Origin of the sequence: Streptomyces sp. NBC_01635, assembly GCF_045209715.1 — a bacterium.
GTDB classification, from domain to species: domain Bacteria; phylum Actinomycetota; class Actinomycetes; order Streptomycetales; family Streptomycetaceae; genus Streptomyces; species Streptomyces hirsutus.
In genome coordinates, this window is record NZ_CP109277.1 from 8,006,986 (window position 1) to 8,028,473 (window position 21,488).

Here is a 21,488-nt window from a genome sequence, read left to right on the forward strand (position 1 = left end):
CCTGTGAGGCAAACGATTTGCCCCACAGGCAAAGATGCGCCTGAATGGAGTCATGAGCTCCCCCGAGGCCGAGCCGTCGGCCGGACCGGCCGCCGCGCTCCCCGCGGTCGCGCCGCAGCTGCGCGCCCTGAGGCGTCGGGCCTCCCTGACGCTGGAGGCCGCCGCCCGCGACGCGGGGCTGTCGCCCGCCCATCTCTCCCGGCTGGAGACCGGGCAGCGCCAGCCCTCGCTGCCGATGCTGCTCTCCCTCGCCCGTATCTACGGTACGACGGTTTCCGAACTGCTCGGTGAGACGACCGCCGACCGCGAGGCGGTGACGCGCGCCGGTGACATGGAGCCGACCTCCGTGGGCGGTTGGACGTACCGGCAGGCCGGTTCCCCCGGGCGCGGGATGCAGGCCCTGCGGGTCCAGGTCCCGTACGGGGCCCAGGGCGACATCGTGCGGGTCCACCCGGGCGAGGAGTGGCTGTACGTCCTCAAGGGGCGGCTGCGGCTGCGCCTCGGGGACGCCCTGCACCGCCTCGCCCCGGGGGACAGCGCGCACTTCGACTCGCTGACCCCGCACCGTATCGCCGCCGAGGACCCCGACGGCGTCGAGCTGCTGTTCGTCCACACCCTGCTGCAGAGCCCCACGGCCGCCCTGTGCCTGGGCCCCACCCAAGGAGATGTGTCATGAAAGACCTGGAGGAGAAGTTTCCCCGCGCCCTGTGGGTGAGGCTGTTCGTCTACGTGGTGGTGGGGCACCTCTTCGCGGGTTTCATCTATCTGCTGTTCGAGCTGGGTGCGAAGCAGTAGTCCCCGGACGGACGCGGCGGGAGCCGAGTGATTCCGTGATCCCCCGGCCGAGCACCTGCTCGGCCGGGGGATCACTCAGTCCAGCATGCGCTCGCGCAGCCGCTCCCGGTTCTCGGGGGTGAGCCCGAGTCCCTGCTCGAGGTAGGGGTCCACCCCGCCCCAGGTCTCCTCGATCGTCTCCAGCGCGGCCGACAGGTACTCGGCGCGGGCGTCGAACAGGGGGTCGAGCAGTTCCATGACCTCGGGGGAGTAGGCCGAGGCGGAGGTGCCGCTGCGGCGCACCTTGTAGCGGCGGTGCGCGGCGCTGGACTTCAGGTAGTCGTCGTAGATCGCGTCCCGTTCCACGCCCAGCGCGAGCAGCGTCACCGCCACCGACAGGCCCGCGCGGTCCTTGCCCGCCGCGCAGTGCATCAGCGCGGGCACACTCTCCTCGGCGAGCGAGAGCAGCACCTGGGAGTGCTCGGCGGTGCGTTGCCTCACCGTCATGCGGTACGAGGCGATCATCCGCTCCGCCCCCTTGCCGCCGGCGAGGATCGAACGGAGCTGGTCCAGGTCCCCGTCGCGGACCATCCTCCAGAACTCGGCGCCGTCGGCCGGGTCGCTCAGCGGCAGGTTCACATTGCGCACGCCGGGCAGTTCGATGTCCCGCCCGTCCAGCTTGTGGTCGGCCGCGTTGCGGAAGTCGAAGACGGTGTGCAGCCCCAGGGAGGACAGGAAGGCGGCGTCCTCCTCCGTGGCGTGCGCGAGATGGCCACTGCGGAACAGCGCCCCGTGCCGCACCCGGCGGCCGTCGACGGTCGGCAGACCGCCCACATCACGGAAATTGCGCACTCCGGTGAGCTCGGGTTCGGTCGACGGGATCTGCTGCGTCACGGGGGCCCCTCTCCCACTCTGCGCCGCCGGCGCGTCGGCGGCGGGCGTCACCCGACGATACGACATGCCGAGCAGGGGCGATGAGGTGGCGACGGGGCCGTCGGAGTGGAGGCAGGGCCGTCCCGGGGAGCCCCGGTGCGGAGCCGCCGGCGCGGACGGACCCGTGCCGCCGGCCTCACGCCCCGACCCGGCCGAACCGTCCAAGGATTCACCTATTGGTACGTTCTGTCCGTTTAAGGAGTTTCGCCATAACGTGCCACCATAGAGGGGGAGATGGGAATGGGGTGGTGAGCATCGTCATAGAGGTGACGATGTGTTGTCGCCATGTTCACGTAATTCCGGCATTTCGCAAGGGGGTTCGGGGGGTGTCGAAAATTCTGGGCGACTCTGGGTGACGGTTTTCAGGGCAATGGATCACGAAAGCACACCTTCGGTCAGAAGATCGTGCTTGTCCCTTTGCGTCTCGGTCGCCTACGTTCGCCATCGATCCGGACGGACGCCTAATCCTGCCGCTGTCCGGAACCTTCACCCTCTGACCCGTATATGGCAGGAGCGGGGGACCCACAGGTACGACTGCCTGTTCCGGTCTCCGGAACGGCTTGGGGTTAAGTCGCGTTCTCGACGCGGCCGGGCATCTCCAGTCCGCACCCGACAGCTCACCTCGTAGGCGCCGGAGAGGAAATTCGTCATGCCCGCAAAGGGTAAGCACCGCCGTCCCAGCGCTTTGCGTTTCACCCGTTCCATCGCCGTCGCCGGGACCGGTGGCGCCGTACTCGCCCTGCCGCTCCTCGGCGCCACCGGAGCGAGCGCCGCCACTCCGCAGGCCGCCCCGGAAAAGGCCGTCCAGTCGTATTCCGTCGCCGGCAAGGCGTCTGACGGCGTGAAGGCGGACGGTGGCAGGAACGGCGAGGTCCGCACGTACATCGTGAAGGGCGGCGACTACCTGGCGAAGATCGCCGAGTCCGAGAACGTCGACGGTGGCTGGAAGCAGCTCTACTCCGACAACCGTGAGGCCGTGGGCGACGACCCGTCGCTCATCCACCCCGGCCTGAAGCTCTCGGTCGACGGCAAGGCCGCCGCGACCAGTGCGCCGAAGAAGCCCTCTTCTTCCGAGACGCCCTCTTCATCTGCTCCGTCGGCTCCGTCCTCCGCGTCGAAGCCGACGACGGCCGGCAAGGCCTCCGGGCAGTCCGCGCCGAAGTCCTCCTCCGGCTCGACCACCGCGAAGCAGGCCGCGACCACCTCCGGTTACAGCTCGCCGGTGCCCGGCGGCGGCCTCGGCACCGCCTACAAGGTGGCCGGCAGCATGTGGTCCAGCGGCTACCACACCGGTGTCGACTTCGCCATTCCGACCGGCACCTCCCTGAAGGCCGTGGGCGCGGGCACCGTCGTCTCCGCCGGCTGGGCCGGCTCGTACGGCAACCAGGTCGTCATCAAGCTGAACGACGGTTACTACGCCCAGTACGCCCACCTGTCCTCGCTCTCCGTCTCGGCCGGCCAGACGGTGAGCGGCGGCCAGCAGGTCGGCCTCTCGGGCTCCACCGGCAACTCGACCGGTCCGCACCTGCACTTCGAGATCCGCACCACGCCGAACTACGGCTCGGACCTGGACCCGGTCTCCTACCTCCGCGGCAAGGGCGTCTCCATCGGCTGACCCCCGAGGCAACCTGCCTGACGCGCCGAAAGGCCGGACCCCGATCCCCGGGTCCGGCCTTTCGTGCGTCCGGTGCGCCCGGTGTGCTCATAAAGGTGGAGGGGTGGGGAATGCCGGGGGTGCCGGGGGTGTTCCGTGCGTCACGTTGCTCGCCGATCAACGTCCCTGCCCGGAGGGCTATTCCGGATTGGCCGATGCTTCGCGAGTGGCTTATCTCACCGTCCGTCAATGCCTTCCTACGGTCGCGTAGGTCACATTCGAAGGTGAATCATGTCCGGTTGTGGCAGACGATTCGAAGAATGACAGCAAGGCAGTGATCGGGTCGTACGTGGCGGTGGGGGACAGCTTCACCGAGGGCGTCGGCGACCCCGGTCCCGACGGGGCATTCGTCGGCTGGGCCGACCGATTCGCGGTGCTTCTCGCCGACCGGCGTCCCGAAGGCGACTTCCGGTACACAAATCTCGCGGTGCGCGGAAAACTGCTCGACCAGATCATGGCCGACCAGCTTCCGCGGGCCGTCGAACTGGCCCCCGCACTGGTTTCCTTCTGTGCGGGCGGCAACGACATCCTGCGTCCCGGCAGTGACCCGGACGAGGTGGCCGAGCGTTTCGAACAGGCGATCGCCGCACTCGTGGCGGTCTCCGGCACGGTTCTGGTGACCACCGGGTTCGACACCCGTGGCGTGCCCGTGCTCAGGCACCTGCGCGGCAAGATCGCCACCTACAACGGGCATGTGCGGGCCGTCGCCGACCGGTACGGCTGCCCGGTGCTCGACCTCTGGTCCCTCAGGAGCATCCAGGACCGCAGGGCCTGGGACACCGACCGGCTGCACCTGTCGCCCGAGGGGCACACGCGCGTGGCGCTCCGCGCGGGACAGGCCCTCGGCCTGGACATCCCGGCCGATCCGGAGCAGGTCTGGCCCCCACTGCCGCCCCGCGGCAACCTCGACGTCCGGCGGGACAACGTCCAATGGGCGCGCGAGTACCTGGTGCCGTGGATAGGGCGCAGGCTGCGGGGGGAGTCGTCGGGGGACCATGTGACGGCGAAGGGCGCGCTGTCCCCGGACGACATCAAGGAGCGCATCGCCTCGGTGGCGTGACGCGGGGTGGCGTGACGCGGGCCGGGAGGGCGCGGGGTGGGGGAGCGCGGGGCGGGGGAGCATGTGCGGGCACGGCCCGTGCCAGGGGTGTCCGCGTTCCCGGTTCGGCGGGCCCGCCCGGACAACTCCTCCTGCTCCGGCCCTCTTCCGGGCCGGCGGGACCCGGACACCGGGACCCGAGCACGCGGGCGAAGGCGGCGACCACCGGCTCCTCCTTCGTCGAGAAGTGAGGGGACACGTGCACGGTTCCGGGGCGCTTTCCGGTCGGTGAGACATCCTGGCGCCGGGCCGGCCACACATAATGGAATGTCTGACCGACTCCACTGGGAGGCATTGTGGCCGGTACCCGTTCCCAGAGCCCCGGGCTCCGTGCGCTACGGCCCGCGGCCTTCGGTGCGGACCCCACCGGTGAGCGCATGGCGCGTATCCGCAGGTCCCCGCACTACCGGGACGGCGTGTTCCAGAACCCCGAAGGCCCCACCCGGCTCCGGCCCCCGGGCTCGTCCCGGGACCTGGCGAAGACCTACTTCGACAAGGACACCCGGTCCCGCCGTGCCCCGCACGGCGCCCTGCCGGTGCATGCCACCACCCTCGCCGACCTGGCCCGCCCGCCCGCCTCCGGGCTGCGCCTGACCTGGATGGGCCACTCCAGTGTGCTCGCGGAGATCGACGGGCGGAGGGTGCTGTTCGACCCCGTGTGGGGCGAGCGCTGCTCCCCGTTCCCCTTCGCCGGCCCGAAGCGGCTGCACCCGGTACCCCTGCCGCTGGCCGCGCTCGGTCCGGTCGACGTCGTCGTGATCTCGCACGACCACTACGACCACCTGGACCTGCCCACCGTCAAGGCGCTCGCCGGCACGGACACGCTGTTCGCCGTACCGCTCGGTGTGGGCGCCCATCTCGAGCACTGGGGCGTCTCCGCCGACCGGCTGCGCGAACTGGACTGGCACGAGGCGACCGGGATCGGCGGACTCACCCTCACCGCCACCCCGGCCCGCCACTTCTGCGGCCGGGGCCTGCGCAACACCCAGCACACCCTGTGGGCCTCATGGGTCGTCGCGGGTGAGGAGCACCGCGTCTACCACAGCGGCGACACCGGCTACTTCGACGGCTTCAAGGACATCGGCGCCACCCACGGCCCCTTCGACGCGACGATGATCCAGATCGGCGCGTACTCGGACTTCTGGCCCCAGGGGCACTCGGACCCGATTCCGGGACCTGGCTCCTGGCCGGAGATCCACATGAATCCCGCAGAGGGTCTCCAGGCCCACCTCGACCTCCAGCAGGGCCGGCCGGGCGGGGTCCTCCTGCCGATCCACTGGGGCACCTTCAACCTGGCACCGCACCCGTGGGCGGAGCCCGGCGAGTGGACGATGGCTGCGGCCGACGCGGTCGGGCAGCCCGCCGCCTTCCCCGTTCCTGGCCTGCCGTTCGAGCCCGCCGGGGAGCTGCCGGCCGAACCGTGGTGGCGGGGTGTGGGACACGTCCCGAGCCGCAAGTGGCCCTTGCCCGACCCCGTCAAGGACTCCTCCCACGAGGGCCTGGACCTGGTGGGGGAGGAATGAGCCTTGGCCTTGATCGCTACGGTGAGTGATATTTTCGCGAGGGGCACGCTGGGCGGAGAGGAGTCCCGAAGGGTCCTCCGGTAGGGCGGCCGGGCGGAAGGACGAGGGCCGGGGAGCTTTGAGCTCCCCGGCCCTCGGTGTTTCCCGATGACCGCCTCTGACCAGGTCGGATCGAGTGGTGACTGTTCTTTGACGAGTGAGTGACGGGTTTATCGGTCTGTCGTACGAAGCCTCATACCAGAGCGGGACGCCGTCCGTGTGAGTTTGTCAACTGACCACCGCACGTGATGCGGTGGTGACTACGGTGAGTGTCGGTCGGGTGACGCATGGCCGACGCCCTCGGTCTTTCGAGGCGCCCCCGACCGGTACGGCGACACCACGACGACACCCGTCGCTCGGCGCATCGCGCCACGGGGTCGCGCCCATCAGATCGGATCAGGGAGCGGGGACCGGTACGTGCAGGCAGAAGGCGGACGAGGGAGAGGACGGGGTGACACACCCCGCCGCTCGGGCCCGGCCGGCGCCTCGGGCGTGACCAGCGGGTCGCCGGCAGCCGCGGCTGCCCCGGGCGGGCCGTCGGCCGGGGCACGCGCGGGTGCCGACAACGGGCGTCCGCCCGCCGCGCGCGGCGACGAGCCGCGCGGAGCACGGAACCGGTCCCGCGCGCCCGGCGGCCGCGGCCCCACGCGGTCCCCCGGCACCCAGGACCGACGGACCAGTTCGAGGACACCCATGCCCGATCTCCGCGCTCCCGCCGGTCCGCCCTCCCGCACCGACCGGCGGGAGGGCGGACGGCACGGGCGCCCACCCGCCCGGCCCGCCCTCGCGTACCCCGAGGCGCAGATACGGCCCCAGTTGCTGCGGCTCGCCGTCCTGCCGCCCGTGGCGGTCGCCCTCAGCGCCAGCGCCGCCGTGCTCTTCCTCGTCCGCTCCACCGGCGTACGGCCGGGCGCGACCCTGTGGGGTGTGCTCGGTGGCGCGGTGTCGGTGACCCTCGCCGGCATCGTCATCGCCGCCGTGGCCGCCGACCGCGCGGCCCGGTCCGTGCACGACCGCATCGAGAGCCTGCGCCGGAGCACGGCCCGGCGCGAGGCCGACCTGCGCGCTCTCGTGGACACCCTGCGCCGTGGCGACGGCCCGCCACCGCGCACGCAGCCGGGCGGGACGCCCCGAGACGCCGACGACTTCGACCGGCTCGCCGCCGACCTGTCCCGGGCCCATGACAGCGCCGTCACCGCCGTCGTCCAGGCGTCCCAACTCTCCAGCCAGGCGGGCAGCGAGCAGAAGCTCGAGGTGTTCGTCAACCTGGCCCGGCGCCTGCAGTCCCTGGTGCACCGCGAGATCTCCATCCTCGACGAGATGGAGAACGAGATCGAGGACCCCGACCTGCTCAAGGGCCTCTTCCACGTCGACCATCTCGCCACCCGCATCCGCCGGCACGCCGAGAACCTCGCCGTGCTCGGCGGGGCCGTCTCCCGGCGGCAGTGGAGCAACCCGGTCTCCCTGACCGAGGTGCTGCGCTCGGCCATCGCCGAGGTCGAGCAGTACTCACGGGTCAAGCTGGTGCCGCCGATCGACGGCACCCTGCGCGGGCACGCCGTCGCCGACGTCATCCACCTGCTCGCCGAACTCGTCGAGAACGCCACGCTGTACTCCGCGCCGCACACCCAGGTGCTGCTGCGCGCCGGATTCGTCACCTCCGGGCTCGCCGTCGAGGTCGAGGACCGCGGGCTCGGCATGCCCGTGGACGAGCAGGAACGGATGAACGCCCTGCTCGCCGACCCGGACCAGGTCAATGTCGCCAGCCTCCTGGCCGACGGGCGCATCGGCCTGTACGTGGTCTCGCAGCTCGCGCGGCGGCACGGCATCCAGGTCCGGCTCCAGAACAACATCTACGGCGGAGTCCAGGCCGTGCTCGTGGTGCCGCAGGCACTGCTCGGCGCCGAGCAGTGGTCCTCGGGACCGGGCGCGGGCGAGGGCGAGGGCCGGCCGGCCGAGGGCGACGCGGGACCGGGCCCGCGGGACATCGGCGGGCCGACACACCGGCCCGCGCATGCCGTGCCCGCACCCGGGAGCGCTCCGCTGCCCGGCCCCGCCGGGTACGGGAACGGGGACGGACCATGGCCGCAAGAGCCCCAGGCAGGCACCGATCCCTACGCCGGACCCGGCCCGCAGACCCGACCCGATCTGCGGACGGGACCCGATGCGGGGACGGACCTCGCACAGCAGACCGGATCCGGCTCGCTGCCGGAGCCCGGGAGCGGAACGCCCCTCCCCCCGGTCTCGTCCCCCGGCGTACCGGCGGCACGGAGCCACGACCGGGCCGGCGCCCCGGCGGCCCCGACGGGCCCCGGCGGCGTGGCACCGCCCCTGCCGCTGCGTGGCGCCCGCGCGGTGCGGCCCAATCCGGCCGAGGCCGTGCCCGGCGTCACCCCGGACGACCGGCAGACCCTCGAGGAGAGCGGGATCGGGACCGCACCCCTCACCCCGCGCAGCCCCACCGTGCGCGGCACCATGGGCAGACCCCAACTGCCCCGCCGCCGTGCCCAGGAACACTTGGTGCCCCAGCTCCGCGACGGTCCCACGCCGCGTCAGGACACCGACCACGTCGTCGGGCACGACCCCCACCTGATGGCGGCCTTCCGGCGGGGCGTCAGTCTCGCCGAAACCCAACAGCACATGGACATGGGCCACATGGGCGGCGACGACCTGGACCGTAACGACCCGGCCCACGACGACACGAGGCACGACGACATGGGCCGTGTCGAGACAAGGAGCGTCGACACGGGCCGTGGTGACACGGCCGAGGACCACAGGATGGGCGACCACCTGGTGGGCGACTACAGGGCGGGAGGCCACATGGCGCCCGTGTCCATGCCGCTCTCGTCACCCACGGGCGAGCGCTTCGACCCCACCGCCCGTCCCATGGACGCAGGTCCCACGGACGCCCGTCCCATGGACATCCCCTATGCGGACGCCCACCGCATGGACCCGCACCACACGATCAAGGCTCACGCGACGGAGTCCCACACCGTGGAGTCCCACACCGCCGACGCGCGTCCCCCGCATACGGCGTCCCAGGAGGCGCGCGGCGGCCACGACGGTGTGCCCGCGCCCCGCACCGACCACCCCACCGCACGGCACGACGGGAGCGCACCCGCCGGATGAGCACGCCCGCACCCTATGGGGCCCCCACCTTTCCGCCAGCCCCCGGCCCCGGCGCTCCCGCAGACCTTCGTACCCCAAGGAGTCGATCCACCATGGCGAGCGATGCGCCGACCGCCCACGTTTCCGATCTCGACTGGCTGATGAGCGGCCTCGTGCAACGGGTGCCGCACACCTCCAGCGCCGTGCTGCTCTCCTGCGACGGACTGGTGAAGTCCGTGCACGGCCTCGACGCGGACAGCGCCGACCACATGGCGGCCCTGGCCTCCGGCCTCTACTCCCTCGGCCGCAGCGCCGGAGTCCGCTTCGGCGCGGGCGGCGACGTACGCCAGGTCGTCGTCGAGCTCGACTCGATGCTGCTGTTCGTCTCCACCGCGGGTTCCGGCACCTGCCTCGCGGTGCTGGCCGGCCGCGAGGCCGACGCGGCGGTGCTCGGCTACGAGATGGCCATGCTGGTCAAGAGCGTCCGGCCGTACCTGGTGACCGCCCCCCGGCAACCCGCCGTCGAACCGCCGGCGATGAGGCCTTGAACGTGGCGGCGGCCGGTGACGGCCCCTGGCTGGACGACGCGGCCGGGCGGCTGGTGCGCCCCTTCACCGTCAGCGACGGCCGCACTCGCCCCACCGTCGAACTCGACCTGATGTCACAGGTGATGGCCACCGGGGCCACCCCCTTCGGCTACCTCGGCCCCGAGCACGCGCAGGCACTCGAACTGTGCCGCGCGCCCCTCCCGGTCGCCGAGGTGGCCGCCCACCTCAAGCTGCCGCTGGCCGTCACCAAGGTGCTGCTGGCGGACCTCGTCGACAGCGGAGGCCTCACCACCAAACCCCCCGTGTTCGACCGCAACCCGACGGACCGGGCCCTTCTGGAGGCAGTGCTCGATGGACTACGACGACAGCTCTGACCACGGCGCCGGCGCCGACGTGTTCCCCACCGCGCTCAAGATCCTCGTGGCGGGCGGGTTCGGCGTGGGCAAGACCACCTTCGTCGGCGCGGTCAGCGAGATCGCACCGCTCAGCACGGAGGAACTGCTCACCACGGTCAGTGCCGCCACCGACCGGCTCGACGGCATCGAGAACAAGGTCGAGACGACCGTGGCGATGGACTTCGGCCGCATCACCCTGGACCAGCACCATGTGCTCTACCTGTTCGGCACACCGGGCCAGGAACGGTTCTGGTTCATGTGGGACGAACTCTGCGAAGGCGCCCTCGGCGCGGTCATCATCGCCGACACGCGGCGCCTGGAGGAGTGCTTCGCCGCCGTCGACTTCTTCGAGCAGCGCGGTCTCGGCTTCATCATCGCCGTCAACGAGTTCGACGGCGCCTTCCGCTACGACCCCCAGGAGGTACGCGCTGCCCTGGACCTGCCGGACGAGATCCCCGTCGTGTGCTGCGACGCCCGGATCTCCAGCTCGGGCGTCCAGACCCTGCTGACGCTGGTCCGCCACCTCATCGCCCACGCCCCGGCCACCGCGACGGGGTACGGCGCCCACATGTGATCCCCACACACCCACACGGAGCCCGTATATGACATGTGCCCACATCCAGGGAGCCCGCCCATGAGCTACGACCCGCCGCGTCCGGCCGGTCGTCTGCTGCTCACCCCCGAGGACAAGGAGGCCCCGGCCCGCACCGAGCGGCTGCGCCGGCTGGGACTGGGCGAGCGCCCCGAGCCCACACTCGACGCCTTCGCGTACGGCCTCTCCGAGTTCACGGGGGCGGCGTACGCGATGGTCAACTTCCTGGGGCAGGAGGGGCAGTTCTTCGCCGGTCTGCACACGCCGGCGGTCGCGCCCGTCCTCCGCGGCGACGGCACCGGCGCACTGCTGGGCCGGTCGCTGCCCCGCGACCACGGCTTCTGCCCCCATGTGGTGGCCCGCCGCAAGGCTCTGGTCCTGGGGGACGTGAGCGACTACCCCCGGTTCGCGGGCAACCCGGTCGTGGACGAGTTCGGGGTGCGCTCCTATCTGGGTGCCCCGCTCATCGACAGCACCGGCATGGTGCTGGGCACCGTGTCCGTCTCCGACACCCGGCCGCGGGCCTGGGGGCAGGAAGGGCTTACGGCCATCAAGGAACAGGCCGCGGATCTCGTCGTACGGATCGAACGCGGGGAGAGCGACGGACTGCTGTTCTGAACCCGCGGACGCGGGGTGCTGCCGCCGATGGGGTGAGGCGTGAAGGAAAGCTGTGGCCGCGCTTAAGAAATCCTCGATGGACCGGTGAGGGTGTCGTACGGCAGATTGCAGTGCGATCCCACCCCGCTCCCGGCCAGGGCTGCTCCGGCATGCCCAAAGCCGGGACTCACCCCGAGGAGCCGTGGCGTTGAAGGCGCTCGTCAAGGACAAGGCCGAACCCGGGCTGTGGCTCGCGGACGTCCCGGAGCCGGCCGTCGGCCCCGGCGACGTGCTCATCAAGGTGCTGCGCACCGGCATCTGCGGCACCGACCTGCATATCCGCGCCTGGGACGGCTGGGCCCGGCAGACGATCAGCACCCCGCTGATCCTCGGGCACGAGTTCGTCGGCGAGGTCGTGGAGACCGGACGGGACGCCGGCGAGATCAAGACCGGTGACCGGGTCAGCGGCGAGGGCCACCTGGTGTGCGGCAAATGCCGCAACTGCCAGGCCGGACGCCGGCACCTGTGCCGCGCCACCGTCGGCCTCGGCGTCGGCCGCGACGGCGCGTTCGCCGAGTACGTCACCCTGCCCGCGGCCAACGTCTGGGTGCACCGCGTTCCCGTCGACCTCGACGTCGCCGCGATCTTCGACCCGTTCGGCAACGCCGTGCACACCGCCCTGTCCTTCCCGCTCGTCGGCGAGGACGTCCTGATCACCGGCGCCGGACCGATCGGCCTGATGGCCGCCGCGGTGGCCCGGCACGCCGGCGCCCGCCACGTCATGATCACCGACGTCAGCGAGGAGCGTCTGGAACTCGCCCGCAAGATCGGCGTGAGCCTGGCGCTGAACGTGCGGGACTCGGCGATCGCCGACGGGCAGCGCATCCTCGGCCTGCGCGAGGGCTTCGACATCGGCCTCGAGATGTCCGGCCGCCCCGAGGCACTGCGCGACATGATCGCCAACATGACCCACGGCGGCCGGATCGCGATGCTCGGTCTGCCGGCCGAGGAGTTCCCGGTCGACTGGTCCCGGATCGTCACCTCGATGATCACGCTCAAGGGCATCTACGGCCGTGAGATGTTCGAGACCTGGTACGCCATGTCGGTGCTCCTCGAGGGCGGCCTGGACCTCGCCCCCGTGATCACCGGCCGGTACTCCCACCGCGACTTCGAGGCGGCCTTCGAGGACGCGGCGAGCGGCCGCAGCGGGAAGATCATCCTCGACTGGACGGCGTAGCCCTCCTCGGCGCCCTTCCCGACCACCTCGTGGTCACCTCCCCGGCCCTTCCTTCTTTCTTTCCTTCCTTCCGCGAGCACCTTCAGGAGCCTCCCCATGTTCGACTCCGTGCGCGACGACCTCCGCACCACCCTCGACGAGATCCGCGCCGCCGGACTGCACAAGCCCGAGCGCGTGATCGGCACCCCGCAGTCCGCCACCGTGAACGTCACCGCGGGCGGCCGGCCCGGTGAGGTCCTCAACTTCTGCGCCAACAACTACCTCGGCCTCGCCGACCACCCCGAGGTGCTCGCCGCCGCCCACGAGGCCCTCGACCGCTGGGGCTACGGCATGGCCTCGGTGCGCTTCATCTGCGGTACACAGGAGGTGCACAAGGAGCTGGAGGCGCGGCTGTCGGCGTTCCTCGGCCAGGAGGACACGATCCTCTACTCGTCCTGCTTCGACGCCAACGGCGGCGTGTTCGAGACGCTGCTCGGCGCGCAGGACGCGGTGATCTCCGACGCGCTGAACCACGCGTCGATCATCGACGGCATCCGGTTGTCCAAGGCCCGCCGCTTCCGCTACGCCAACCGTGACATGGCCGACCTGGAACGCCAGTTGAAGGAGGCCGCCGAGGGCGGGGCGCGGCGCAAGCTGATCGTCACCGACGGCGTCTTCTCCATGGACGGCCACGTCGCACCGCTGGCCGAGATCTGCGACCTCGCCGACCGCCACGGCGCCATGGTCATGGTCGACGACTCGCACGCCGTGGGCTTCGTCGGAACCGGCGGGCGCGGCACGCCCGAACTGCACGGGGTCATGGACCGCGTCGACATCCTCACCGGCACCCTCGGCAAGGCGCTCGGCGGCGCCTCCGGCGGCTATGTCGCCGCCCGCGCGGAGATCGTCGCCCTGCTGCGCCAGCGCTCCCGGCCGTACCTGTTCTCGAACACGCTCGCCCCGGTGATCGCCGCGGCCTCGCTGAAGGTCCTCGACCTGCTGGAGTCCGCCGACGACCTGCGGGTCCGGCTGGGCGAGAACACCGCCCTGTTCCGTCGCCGGATGACCGAGGAGGGCTTCGACATCCTCCCCGGCGACCACCCCATCGCCCCGGTGATGATCGGTGACGCGTCCCGGGCCGGACGCCTCGCGGAGCTGCTGCTGGAGCGCGGTGTGTACGTGATCGGCTTCTCCTACCCCGTGGTGCCCGAGGGACAGGCCCGGATCCGCGTCCAGCTGTCCGCCGCGCACTCCACCGAGGACGTGAACCGCGCGGTGGACGCCTTCGTGGCGGCACGGGCGGAGCTCGACGCCTGAGCGAGGCCTGACGCGCCCTGCCCGCGCGCCCTGCCCGGGGGAGTCGCCCGGGCGGGGCGCGCGGCGGCGTTTGAGAGAATCGATTCCATGATCGAGGCACGGCGGCTCCACATCCTTCGCGCGGTGGCCGACCACCGCACGGTCACGGCGGCGGCCGCCGCGCTGTACCTGACCCCGTCGGCGGTGTCCCAGCAGCTCGCCGCACTGGAGCAGGAGACCGGCCACCGGTTGGTGGAGCGCGGCGCCAGGGGCGTACGGCTGACCCCGGCCGGCGAGATCCTGCTCGGCCACACCAACGTGGTCCTCGCCCAGCTGGAGCGGGCCGCGGCCGAACTCGCCGCGTACGGCGCGGGCGCGGCCGGCACCGTCACCGTCGCCTCCTTCGCGACCGGGATCGCCCAGGTCGTCGTCCCCGCGGTGGTCCGCCTCGCCGCGACGGCACCCGGTATCCGCATCCGCGTCCAGGACGCCGAGGGCGACGCCAGCCTGCCGATGTTGCTGGACCGGCAGGTCGACGTCGCCGTGGCCGTCGAGTACCGCGGGGCGCCGCCCGCCGACGATCCCCGCCTGTCCCACGTACCGCTGTACGCGGAGCCCTTCGACGCGGTCGTCCCCGTCACCCACCGGCTGGCCGACACCGCGGAGGTACCACTCGCCGAGCTGGCCAAGGACCCGTGGATCGGCCCGTACCCCGGCAACCCCTGCCATGATGTCGTCGTCCTGGCCTGCGAGAACGCCGGATTCCAGCCCTTGCTCGAGCACTCCTCGGACGACTTCCGCGCGGTGGTGGCACTGGCCTCGGCGGACGTGGGCGTCGCACTGGTCCCCCGTTCGGCGCTGCGCGGCATGGACCTGACCGGCGTGGTCGTCCGCCCGGTCGACGGCGTCGCGCCGACCCGCCGGGTCTTCGCCGCCGTACGCCGGGGGGCCGAGGAACACCCGCTGATCCGCCCGGTCCTGGACGCACTCGGCGAGGCCGCCGGCGAGGCGTAGGGCCCGGAACACTGAGCCGGAAGCAGCGCCCGGAGCGGGACCCGGAGCGGCACCTGAAGCGGAGGGCGCCGGGAAGGGCCGACGCTCGGGGGCTGAAGAAGAGCGGGGCGCCGAGCGGCAGGTGGCGACGGGCATGCGGAGCCGCGAGGAGGCCCCGGGGCTCCTCTCCGCCACCGCCACCGGGTGATTGTCAGTGGCAGCCGCTACCTTGCCTGCCATGCCGGATGCCGAAGACGTACGACGGATCGCGCTGTCCCTGCCGGACACGACGGAGAAAGTGGCCTGGAGCATGCCCACGTTCCGGGTGGCGGGGAAGATGTTCGTCACCCTGCCCGAGGACGAGACGTCCGTCGCCGTGCGCTGCCCCAAGGAGGAGCGCGACGAACTGGCCCTCGCCGAGCCGGAGAAGTTCTGGATCGCGGACCACGAGGCGCAGTTCGCCTGGGTCCGGGTCCGCCTCGCCGCCCTGGAGGACGAGGACGAACTGCACGACATCCTCGCCGACTCCTGGCGCCAGGCGGCCCCGCCCCGGCTGCTCGAGGCGCATCCCCGGCTCGGCCGGCCGCCCGGGGACTGAACCCCGGGGCGTTGTCAGTGGGCCAGGACATGCTCCGGGGCCGTGGACGGCGGCCGGAGGAGGGCTCCGGCCGCCGTGAACGCTCCGATGCGCTCCCGCAGCGAGCGGGCGTCGAGACCGTGCGCGGCGACATGCTCCTCGAGCCGCCCGTACCGTCGCAGCTCCCGCCGGCCCACACCCAGCCCCAGCACCCGGTGCGGCACGTCGGACAACGCGTCGTTCGCCGCCGCCACCGACGTGCCCGCCAGATACGGTTCGACCAGGACGACGTCCGTCCCGGCGGCCTCGGTGGCCCGGCGCAGGGCGGCCGCGTCGAAGGGCCGGACCGTGGTGGCGTACAGGACGGTGACGTCGAGCCCCTCCGTGGCCGTGAGCACCGCGTCCAGCACGGGACCGACGGCGACCACCACACCCGCACGGCCCTCGCGGACGGTGCGCAGCCGCTCGCCGTCCACCGGCAGTGGACGCGCGTTGGCCTGCAGGGACAGCCGCACATACACCTTGTCGTCCCCGGCGGCCACCGCGTGCCGCACCAGGGTCTCGGCCTCGTCCGGATGCCCCGGCACGTGCACGGTCCAGCCGTCCAGGGTGTCCAGCAGCGCCACGTCGCCCGGTGCCATGTGCGTGTAGCCGCCGGCCGGCCAGTCGAAGGAGGCGGCGGCGCTCACCAGCACCGCGCCCGCGTCCTGATGACCGAGGTCCAGCTTGACCTGCTCGAACGGCCGCTCGACGAGGAAGCTGGCGAACGTGTGCACGACGGGCCGCAGACCGGTGAGCGCCATCCCGGCGGCGGCCCCCACCAGGAGCTGTTCCCGGATGCCGACGTTGACGACCCGGTCCGGATACCGGCGGACGGCATCGGTGAAGGCGTCCGCGCCGATCTCGGCGAGGACGACGGCGACCCGGGGGTCCTCGTCCAGCAGCCGGGTGACGACGGGAGCGAACCGGTCACGCATGGTTTCCACGGGAGGGGTCCTTTCGGAAGGAGAAGCAGGAGGAGGAAGCGGGAAAGGGGAGGTTCACGCGTACTTCGGCTCGACCCGGGCCACCACCACGTGCGGCCGCCCCGGATGCGGCGCGGTGAACGCCGCGTGCAGCGCCTCGTGGTCACGGCCGTCGACCGTGAGCGCGGACCAGCCCGCGGCCTCGAAGCGCGCGGCGATCCCGCCGGGCCGGGCGTGACTGGCGGAGGAGTTGTCCACGACGACGGTGTGCAGCCGTGTCAGCCCGGCCGGACCGGCGAACGCGATCGCCTCGTGGTTGCTGCCCTCGTCCAGCTCGGCGTCCCCGATCAGCGCCCACACGGCCGGCCCGTCGAGTCCCTGCGCGCGCAGCCCCAGCGCCGTCCCGACCGCGATCGGCAGCCCGTGCCCCAGCGATCCGCTGCCGATCTCGACACCCGGCACCAGCGTCCGGTCGGGGTGATGGCCGAGCGGCGAGTCGTACGAGCCGAACCCGGTCAGCCACTCCACCGGCAGGAAGCCCTTGGCGGCCAGCACGGCGTAGTACGCCATCGGCCCGTGCCCCTTCGACAGCAGGAACCTGTCCCGGTCCAGGTCGTCCATCCGCTCCGGCGAGACGCGCAGGACACGGTCGTAGAGCACCCACAGCACGTCCAGGGTGGAGGTCGCCGCCGGCCCGTGCTTCTCGTCGCCGGTCATCCTGCCCATCAGCGCGGGCAGATCCGCATAGTCGTACGCAGCCGTCGTCCTGCGCGTGTGTTCCTCGGTGATCGTCATACGGTGATCGTGCGACCTCAACCGAACTTGAGGTCAAGGGTCGCCCCGGAGCCCCGGACAAAGGGGTGCGCGATCACCGCCCTGGGTGCGGTATTGTTTCCGTGCACGTCGACGCCGGGGAATCACCAGGTCAGACGGGCAACGGGACGTGGCGCAGCTTGGTAGCGCACTTGACTGGGGGTCAAGGGGTCGCAGGTTCAAATCCTGTCGTCCCGACTTAATGAAGTCGCAGATCGAGGGGCGGTTTCGGAGGAATCCGAAACCGCCCCTCGACCGTTCCCGTCCGCGGCCTCACCACAGGCCGAAAGCCGCCCTCCCGGGAATGATGAGCCGGTCTCCGTCGTTTCCGTGGGCAACGGCGGGAGCTGTCGACACCTGTGGCCGCTCGTTCGCTGCCGCCCCTTCTGATGTGGAGCCGCTCATGACCACAGCGCGGGATCTGCTCGTCGTCGTCATCGACACACGTTCCGGTACGTCCGTCGAGCAGGGAGATCTGTCGTTGGCGCTCGCGGGAGCGGAACTGCTCGACCTCATCGACGCCGGGGCCGCCGACCTCGACGGAGACCGGGTGGTGCCGGGCCCGCGGCAGGCCGCGGAGCTCGCGGCGGAGCCGGCCACCGACGACCCCCTGCTGCGGCAGGCCGCGTCCTCGATGATCCGGCAGGAACCTCACGAGCCGGTCGAGGACTGGCTGTGGCGCCGGGGCCGCGACCTGGTGGCCGCGTATCTCGCGGAGTGGGGGACGACGGGTTCGGCTGCCGCCCGTTGGCGCGCCCGGAAGCCGTCGCTGAGCATCGACCCGTCGGCGCTGGCCGACTCGCCGGCGCGCCGCCACGCGAACGACCGCTGGGCGGCGCACGAACCCGTGCTCACCGCCCTGGCCGCCGCCGCGGGCGTCGGCGCCCGGTACGACGGCGACCCGGACGACGGCCCCGAGGGCCGCGACGCCCTCACGGATCTCGGCGACGACCGGGTGGTGACCGTGCTGGCCGCGGTCAACGAAGCCGTCGTCGAACTGGCCGGTGTGCGGCAACGACGGGCCATCGAGACGGCGGCCTTCGACAACATCTGGCGCGCCGTCTGACCCGTCTGTGAAGGAAACGGGGCCGGTGAACGGCACGGGGCGTGACCTGCGCCGTACGGCGCAGGCACGACCCCGCGCCGCGTCAGCTCAGGCAGCCCGCGTGCGCCAGGGCCTGCCTCAGCAGTACCCCGTGCCCACCCGGCATCTCGCTCTGCACCGCCTCCGACAGCGCCTCCTGCGGGCTGAACCACACCAGGTCGAGAGCGTCCTGCCGGGGCCGGCAGTCACCCGTCACCGGCACGATGTAGGCGAGGGACACCGCGTGCTGACGCGGGTCGTGGTACGGCGTGACCCCGTGCGTGGGGAAGTACTCGGCGACCGTGAACGGCTGGAGCGAGGCGGGGACATGGGGCAGCGCCACCGGGCCGAGGTCCTTCTCCAGATGGCGCAGCAGCGCGTCCCGGATGCGCTCGTGGTGCAGCACCCGGCCGGAGACCAGCGTCCGGCTGACCGTACCGTCCGGTCCGATGCGCAACAGCAGGCCTACGCTGGTGACTTCGCCGCTGTCGTCGACACGTACGGGGACGGACTCGACGTACAGGATCGGCATGCGGGCACGTGTCATCTCCAGTTCGTCGGAGGACAGCCAACCCGGCGTGGTTTCGGTCGTGTCAGACATTGTTTGATCATACTTTCAACGGTTCGGGCTGACGAGGATGGCCGCTCCGCGGTGGTGTTGTCCTCCGCGACGGGTTCGGCCGGGCCGGCGGCGAAGGGGGACCCGGGAGGCGTCAGGGCTTCACGGCCACCGCGCCGTACTGCGGTACCACCGGGGCGGAGCCGGCCCGGGCGCGCCACTGAGAGCAGGACACCAGACCGGGCTCGACCGGGTTCAGCCCTTCGAGGAACGCGGCGATCTCCTCGGCGCTGCGAGCCGTGATCGGGGGAGTGGCGTTCTCGTTCCAGAACTCCATCGCGGGGATCTGGTTCTCACCGCCCACCTCGGCGTCGTAGGTGGGGTGGGTGAGGACGAGGAAGCTGCCGGAGGGGACCCTGTCCATGATCCGCCGGACGGTTCCGCGCGCCTTCTCGGCGTCGAGGACGAAGTTGAGGATGCCCAGCATCATCACCGCGACCGGGCGGTCGAAGTCGAGGGTCCCGGCGGCCCGTTCGAGTAGGGCGTCCGGGTCGTGCACATCGGCGTCGATGTAGTCGGTGGCGCCGTCTCCGGTGCCGGCGAGCAGGGTCCGGGCGTGCATCAGCACGATCGGATCGTTGTCGACGTAGACGATCCGGGAGTCGGGCGCGATCCGCTGGGCGATCTCGTGGGTGTTGTCCGCGGTGGGCAGTCCGGTGCCGATGTCGAGGAACTGCCGCACGCCCCGCTCCCCGGCCAGGTACGTGACGGCCCGCCCCAGGAACTCCCGGTCCGCGCGGGCGATGTCCCGGATGACGGGGATGATCGAGGCGACCCGGTCGCCGACCTGCCGGTCGACCTCGTAGTTGTCCTCGCCGCCGATCCAGTGGTTCCACACACGTGCGTTGTGCGCCACCGAGGTGTCCGGTCGCGTCGAGCCGCGCGGCGGGGTGTGGCTCTCACCCACGTCTCTTCCCCTCCCTCTCCCTGCCCTTCTCCGCGGCCGGAGCCGGCCGTCGCGGTCATTGTGCCTGCGTAGTGATCACTTTGTCCCCGGAACGGGGGAGCGGGCACGAGGCGGGAGGGGAGGGGACGGAAGGGGAGGGGAACGCCGACGGGAGACGGGGTGCCGGGGTTCGCCGTCCGGTTGCGTCACGCCTCGGCGGGAGTGTTCTCCGCCTCGAACATCCAGCGCTGCTTCTCCAGATCGGCGGTGACGGAGATCAGCAGGTCCTGGGTGACCGGGTCCGCCTTCTCGGTGGCGTCGACGCGCTCGCACAATCGTACGATCGCGGCCCCCAGCGCCTCCGCCATCAACCGCACGACGTCCGCGTCGCGCAGCAGGCCCTCCTCGGGGACGGGCAGGGCGAAGACCTTGGCGATGGTCTCCGGGCGGCCGTCCGGCGGCACGCCGAGCGTCGCGGCCCGCTCCGCGACCGTGTCGGCCTGGGTGCGCGCGGTCGAGACCACTTCGTCCAGCTGGAGGTGGACCGAGCGGAACCTCGGCCCCACGACGTTCCAGTGGGCCTGCTTGCCGATCAGTGAGAGACCGAGGAGATCCACCAGGGTCTCCTGGAGTGCCTTGCCGGCGACTCGGCTGGCCTCGTCGGGCAGGGTGCTCCGCACAACGGTCATGGGGTATCGCTCCTTCTCGGATGCTCGGATGCTCGGATGCTCGGATGCTCCGCGAACGCGCGGGTGCCCCTCGGCCCCCCGGAGCAAACCCGGGCCCGCCCCGGAGCAAACCCGGGCCCGCCCCGGGGCGGGCCCGGCCGCACGGCTCGGCACGGCGTGCGAGGGCGGCGGCGGAGAACGCCGTGCGAGGTGCGAGGAGCCGACAGACGGGACGCCGCTCACGGCGATCGTTAGGTGGGCATACCATCAGTCTCCGCAATGGACATGATGACGCTCTGGCACCTCACCGGCTGGGAATTCGCCGCCCTCGCCTTCGCCGCCCTGCTCGTGGGCTTCTCCAAGACCGCCGTCAGCGGGGCCAACACGGTCAGCCTCGCCATCTTCGCGGCGGTGCTGCCCGCCCGCGCCTCCACCGGCGTACTGCTGCCCATCCTGATCGCCGGGGACGTGCTCGCCGTCCTCGCCTACCGGCGGCACGCCCACTGGCCCACCCTATGGCGGCTGTTCCCGGCGGTCGCGGCTGGTGTCGTCGTCGGCACCTTCTTCCTGATGCGGGCGGACGACGAGGCCGTGGGGACGTCGATCGGGGCGATCCTGCTGCTGATGGCCGCGGTGACGGTGTGGCGGCGGCGGGCGGCGGACCGGGCCGCGCAGGCCGCCGTCGACGCGGAGGGAGAACCCGGCGGACGGAGTGGACCCGAGGAGATCACCTCCCGGGCCGGCCGGATCAAGGCCCGCTCGTACGGCGTCCTCGGCGGCTTCACCACCATGGTCGCCAACGCGGGCGGGCCGGTGATGTCCCTGTACCTGCTCTCCGCCGGCTTCCGGAAGCTGGGCTTTCTGGGGACATCGGCGTTCTTCTTCCTGATCGTCAACACGTCCAAGGTGCCGTTCAGCGTGGGTCTCGGACTGATCGACGCGGAATCGCTGCTGCTCGACGCGGCACTCGTGCTGTTCGTCGTGCCCGGCGCGCTGCTCGGGAAGTGGGCCGTGAACCGGATCAACCAGCGGCTGTTCGAGCGGCTGGTGATCGCGGCGACGGTGGTGGGCGGCGTGCAACTGCTGGTGCGCTGAGCCGGGAGCCGTTG

At 71.8% G+C, this 21,488-nt stretch carries 22 protein-coding genes, 1 tRNA gene and 1 riboswitch; of the genes, 17 read left to right on the forward strand and 6 right to left on the reverse strand.

The annotated features are described in order from the left end of the window. Positions 1 to 52: 52 nt before the first annotated feature. A complete protein-coding gene (locus OHB56_RS36985; RefSeq protein WP_326756070.1) occupies positions 53 to 676 on the forward strand; it encodes an XRE family transcriptional regulator in 624 nt (207 codons plus the stop codon). Further along, a complete protein-coding gene (locus OHB56_RS36990) occupies positions 673 to 795 on the forward strand; it encodes a DUF6126 family protein (RefSeq protein ID WP_055595265.1) in 123 nt (40 codons plus the stop codon). Before OHB56_RS36985 ends, OHB56_RS36990 begins: the two co-directional genes overlap by 4 nt. A gap of 75 nt (positions 796 to 870) precedes the next feature. Here the strand turns inward: OHB56_RS36990 and OHB56_RS36995 are convergent, their stop codons facing one another. Continuing rightward, positions 871 to 1,668, reverse strand: a complete 798-nt coding sequence (locus OHB56_RS36995) for a tyrosine-protein phosphatase (protein ID WP_326756071.1) — start codon at positions 1,666 to 1,668, stop codon at positions 871 to 873. 519 nt (positions 1,669 to 2,187) lie between these two features. Further along, positions 2,188 to 2,353: riboswitch (cyclic di-AMP (ydaO/yuaA leader) on the forward strand. Positions 2,354 to 2,356: 3 nt separating this feature from the next. Here OHB56_RS36995 and OHB56_RS37000 point away from each other — a divergent pair. The 12 genes from OHB56_RS37000 to OHB56_RS37055 all read left to right on the forward strand — a co-directional run bounded on the left by OHB56_RS37000 (position 2,357) and on the right by OHB56_RS37055 (position 15,365). Further along, positions 2,357 to 3,322 carry a peptidoglycan DD-metalloendopeptidase family protein gene (locus OHB56_RS37000; RefSeq protein ID WP_406358224.1) on the forward strand — a complete coding sequence of 322 codons (966 nt, stop codon included), beginning with the start codon at positions 2,357 to 2,359 and terminating at the stop codon, positions 3,320 to 3,322. A 313-nt stretch (positions 3,323 to 3,635) separates the two neighbouring features. Further along, a complete protein-coding gene (locus OHB56_RS37005; protein ID WP_326757244.1) occupies positions 3,636 to 4,421 on the forward strand; it encodes an SGNH/GDSL hydrolase family protein in 786 nt (261 codons plus the stop codon). Between the two features lie 335 nt (positions 4,422 to 4,756). Then, positions 4,757 to 5,983: an MBL fold metallo-hydrolase gene (locus OHB56_RS37010; RefSeq protein WP_326756073.1), complete on the forward strand. Its 1,227-nt coding sequence runs from the start codon at positions 4,757 to 4,759 to the stop codon at positions 5,981 to 5,983. 732 nt (positions 5,984 to 6,715) lie between these two features. Further along, a complete protein-coding gene (locus tag OHB56_RS37015) occupies positions 6,716 to 9,151 on the forward strand; it encodes an ATP-binding protein (protein ID WP_406358227.1) in 2,436 nt (811 codons plus the stop codon). A gap of 92 nt (positions 9,152 to 9,243) precedes the next feature. After that, positions 9,244 to 9,678: a roadblock/LC7 domain-containing protein gene (locus OHB56_RS37020; protein WP_326756075.1), complete on the forward strand. Its 435-nt coding sequence runs from the start codon at positions 9,244 to 9,246 to the stop codon at positions 9,676 to 9,678. A gap of 2 nt (positions 9,679 to 9,680) precedes the next feature. Then, complete coding sequence (locus OHB56_RS37025) at positions 9,681 to 10,052, forward strand: DUF742 domain-containing protein (protein ID WP_326756076.1); 372 nt, start codon at positions 9,681 to 9,683, stop codon at positions 10,050 to 10,052. After that, positions 10,030 to 10,647 (forward strand): ATP/GTP-binding protein, encoded by a 618-nt coding sequence (locus tag OHB56_RS37030; protein ID WP_326756077.1) that lies wholly within the window; start codon positions 10,030 to 10,032, stop codon positions 10,645 to 10,647. The genes OHB56_RS37025 and OHB56_RS37030 overlap by 23 nt, the downstream gene beginning before the upstream one ends. Positions 10,648 to 10,707: 60 nt before the next feature. Next, complete coding sequence (locus OHB56_RS37035) at positions 10,708 to 11,283, forward strand: GAF domain-containing protein (RefSeq protein WP_406358229.1); 576 nt, start codon at positions 10,708 to 10,710, stop codon at positions 11,281 to 11,283. Between the two features lie 187 nt (positions 11,284 to 11,470). Beyond that, positions 11,471 to 12,499 (forward strand): L-threonine 3-dehydrogenase, encoded by a 1,029-nt coding sequence (tdh, locus tag OHB56_RS37040; RefSeq protein ID WP_326757245.1) that lies wholly within the window; start codon positions 11,471 to 11,473, stop codon positions 12,497 to 12,499. A gap of 96 nt (positions 12,500 to 12,595) precedes the next feature. After that, entirely contained in the window at positions 12,596 to 13,795 is a 1,200-nt protein-coding gene (locus tag OHB56_RS37045) for a glycine C-acetyltransferase (RefSeq protein ID WP_326756079.1), read from the forward strand. An 87-nt stretch (positions 13,796 to 13,882) separates the two neighbouring features. Further along, on the forward strand, positions 13,883 to 14,788 hold the full coding sequence (locus OHB56_RS37050; RefSeq protein WP_326756080.1) for a LysR family transcriptional regulator: 906 nt from the start codon (positions 13,883 to 13,885) through the stop codon (positions 14,786 to 14,788). A 217-nt stretch (positions 14,789 to 15,005) separates the two neighbouring features. Beyond that, positions 15,006 to 15,365, forward strand: a complete 360-nt coding sequence (locus OHB56_RS37055) for an MmcQ/YjbR family DNA-binding protein (RefSeq protein WP_326756081.1) — start codon at positions 15,006 to 15,008, stop codon at positions 15,363 to 15,365. Between the two features lie 14 nt (positions 15,366 to 15,379). Here OHB56_RS37055 and OHB56_RS37060 read toward each other — a convergent pair whose 3' ends face one another. Further along, positions 15,380 to 16,330 carry a transketolase gene (locus OHB56_RS37060; RefSeq protein WP_326756082.1) on the reverse strand — a complete coding sequence of 317 codons (951 nt, stop codon included), beginning with the start codon at positions 16,328 to 16,330 and terminating at the stop codon, positions 15,380 to 15,382. Between the two features lie 54 nt (positions 16,331 to 16,384). Then, positions 16,385 to 17,104 (reverse strand): transketolase, encoded by a 720-nt coding sequence (locus OHB56_RS37065; RefSeq protein ID WP_326756083.1) that lies wholly within the window; start codon positions 17,102 to 17,104, stop codon positions 16,385 to 16,387. A 142-nt stretch (positions 17,105 to 17,246) separates the two neighbouring features. On the opposite strand from OHB56_RS37065, the gene OHB56_RS37070 reads away from it, so the two are divergent. Together OHB56_RS37070 and OHB56_RS37075 are read left to right on the forward strand one after the other, a co-directional pair. Next, positions 17,247 to 17,320: transfer RNA gene (locus tag OHB56_RS37070), tRNA-Pro, on the forward strand. Positions 17,321 to 17,525: 205 nt separating this feature from the next. Next, on the forward strand, positions 17,526 to 18,188 hold the full coding sequence (locus OHB56_RS37075; protein WP_326756084.1) for a GPP34 family phosphoprotein: 663 nt from the start codon (positions 17,526 to 17,528) through the stop codon (positions 18,186 to 18,188). 82 nt (positions 18,189 to 18,270) lie between these two features. On the opposite strand, the gene OHB56_RS37080 is transcribed toward OHB56_RS37075, so the two are convergent. The 3 genes from OHB56_RS37080 to OHB56_RS37090 form a co-directional block, all read right to left on the reverse strand. Next, entirely contained in the window at positions 18,271 to 18,807 is a 537-nt protein-coding gene (locus OHB56_RS37080) for an NUDIX hydrolase family protein (protein ID WP_326756085.1), read from the reverse strand. Positions 18,808 to 18,919: 112 nt separating this feature from the next. After that, the gene (locus OHB56_RS37085) at positions 18,920 to 19,732 is read right to left on the reverse strand and encodes an SAM-dependent methyltransferase (protein WP_406358233.1); all 813 of its coding nucleotides are present in this window, start codon (positions 19,730 to 19,732) and stop codon (positions 18,920 to 18,922) included. Between the two features lie 185 nt (positions 19,733 to 19,917). After that, positions 19,918 to 20,400: a Dps family protein gene (locus tag OHB56_RS37090; RefSeq protein ID WP_406358235.1), complete on the reverse strand. Its 483-nt coding sequence runs from the start codon at positions 20,398 to 20,400 to the stop codon at positions 19,918 to 19,920. A gap of 258 nt (positions 20,401 to 20,658) precedes the next feature. On the opposite strand from OHB56_RS37090, the gene OHB56_RS37095 reads away from it, so the two are divergent. Next, entirely contained in the window at positions 20,659 to 21,474 is an 816-nt protein-coding gene (locus OHB56_RS37095; protein ID WP_326756088.1) for a sulfite exporter TauE/SafE family protein, read from the forward strand. Positions 21,475 to 21,488: the final 14 nt, after the last annotated feature.

Excerpts from the sequence above, each read along its gene's own strand:
- OHB56_RS36985 (WP_326756070.1), top strand. The coding sequence starts at position 53 with ATGAGCTCCCCCGAGGCCGAGCCGTCGGCCGGACCGGCCGCCGCGCTC.
- OHB56_RS36990 (WP_055595265.1), top strand. The coding sequence starts at position 673 with ATGAAAGACCTGGAGGAGAAGTTTCCCCGCGCCCTGTGGGTGAGGCTG.
- OHB56_RS37000 (WP_406358224.1), top strand. The coding sequence starts at position 2,357 with ATGCCCGCAAAGGGTAAGCACCGCCGTCCCAGCGCTTTGCGTTTCACC.
- OHB56_RS37015 (WP_406358227.1), top strand. The coding sequence starts at position 6,716 with ATGCCCGATCTCCGCGCTCCCGCCGGTCCGCCCTCCCGCACCGACCGG.
- OHB56_RS37020 (WP_326756075.1), top strand. The coding sequence starts at position 9,244 with ATGGCGAGCGATGCGCCGACCGCCCACGTTTCCGATCTCGACTGGCTG.
- OHB56_RS37030 (WP_326756077.1), top strand. The coding sequence starts at position 10,030 with ATGGACTACGACGACAGCTCTGACCACGGCGCCGGCGCCGACGTGTTC.
- OHB56_RS37035 (WP_406358229.1), top strand. The coding sequence starts at position 10,708 with ATGAGCTACGACCCGCCGCGTCCGGCCGGTCGTCTGCTGCTCACCCCC.
- OHB56_RS37045 (WP_326756079.1), top strand. The coding sequence starts at position 12,596 with ATGTTCGACTCCGTGCGCGACGACCTCCGCACCACCCTCGACGAGATC.
- OHB56_RS37050 (WP_326756080.1), top strand. The coding sequence starts at position 13,883 with ATGATCGAGGCACGGCGGCTCCACATCCTTCGCGCGGTGGCCGACCAC.
- OHB56_RS37055 (WP_326756081.1), top strand. The coding sequence starts at position 15,006 with ATGCCGGATGCCGAAGACGTACGACGGATCGCGCTGTCCCTGCCGGAC.
- OHB56_RS37065 (WP_326756083.1), bottom strand. The coding sequence starts at position 17,104 with ATGACGATCACCGAGGAACACACGCGCAGGACGACGGCTGCGTACGAC.
- OHB56_RS37075 (WP_326756084.1), top strand. The coding sequence starts at position 17,526 with ATGACCACAGCGCGGGATCTGCTCGTCGTCGTCATCGACACACGTTCC.
- OHB56_RS37080 (WP_326756085.1), bottom strand. The coding sequence starts at position 18,807 with ATGTCTGACACGACCGAAACCACGCCGGGTTGGCTGTCCTCCGACGAA.
- OHB56_RS37090 (WP_406358235.1), bottom strand. The coding sequence starts at position 20,400 with ATGACCGTTGTGCGGAGCACCCTGCCCGACGAGGCCAGCCGAGTCGCC.
- OHB56_RS37095 (WP_326756088.1), top strand. The coding sequence starts at position 20,659 with ATGGACATGATGACGCTCTGGCACCTCACCGGCTGGGAATTCGCCGCC.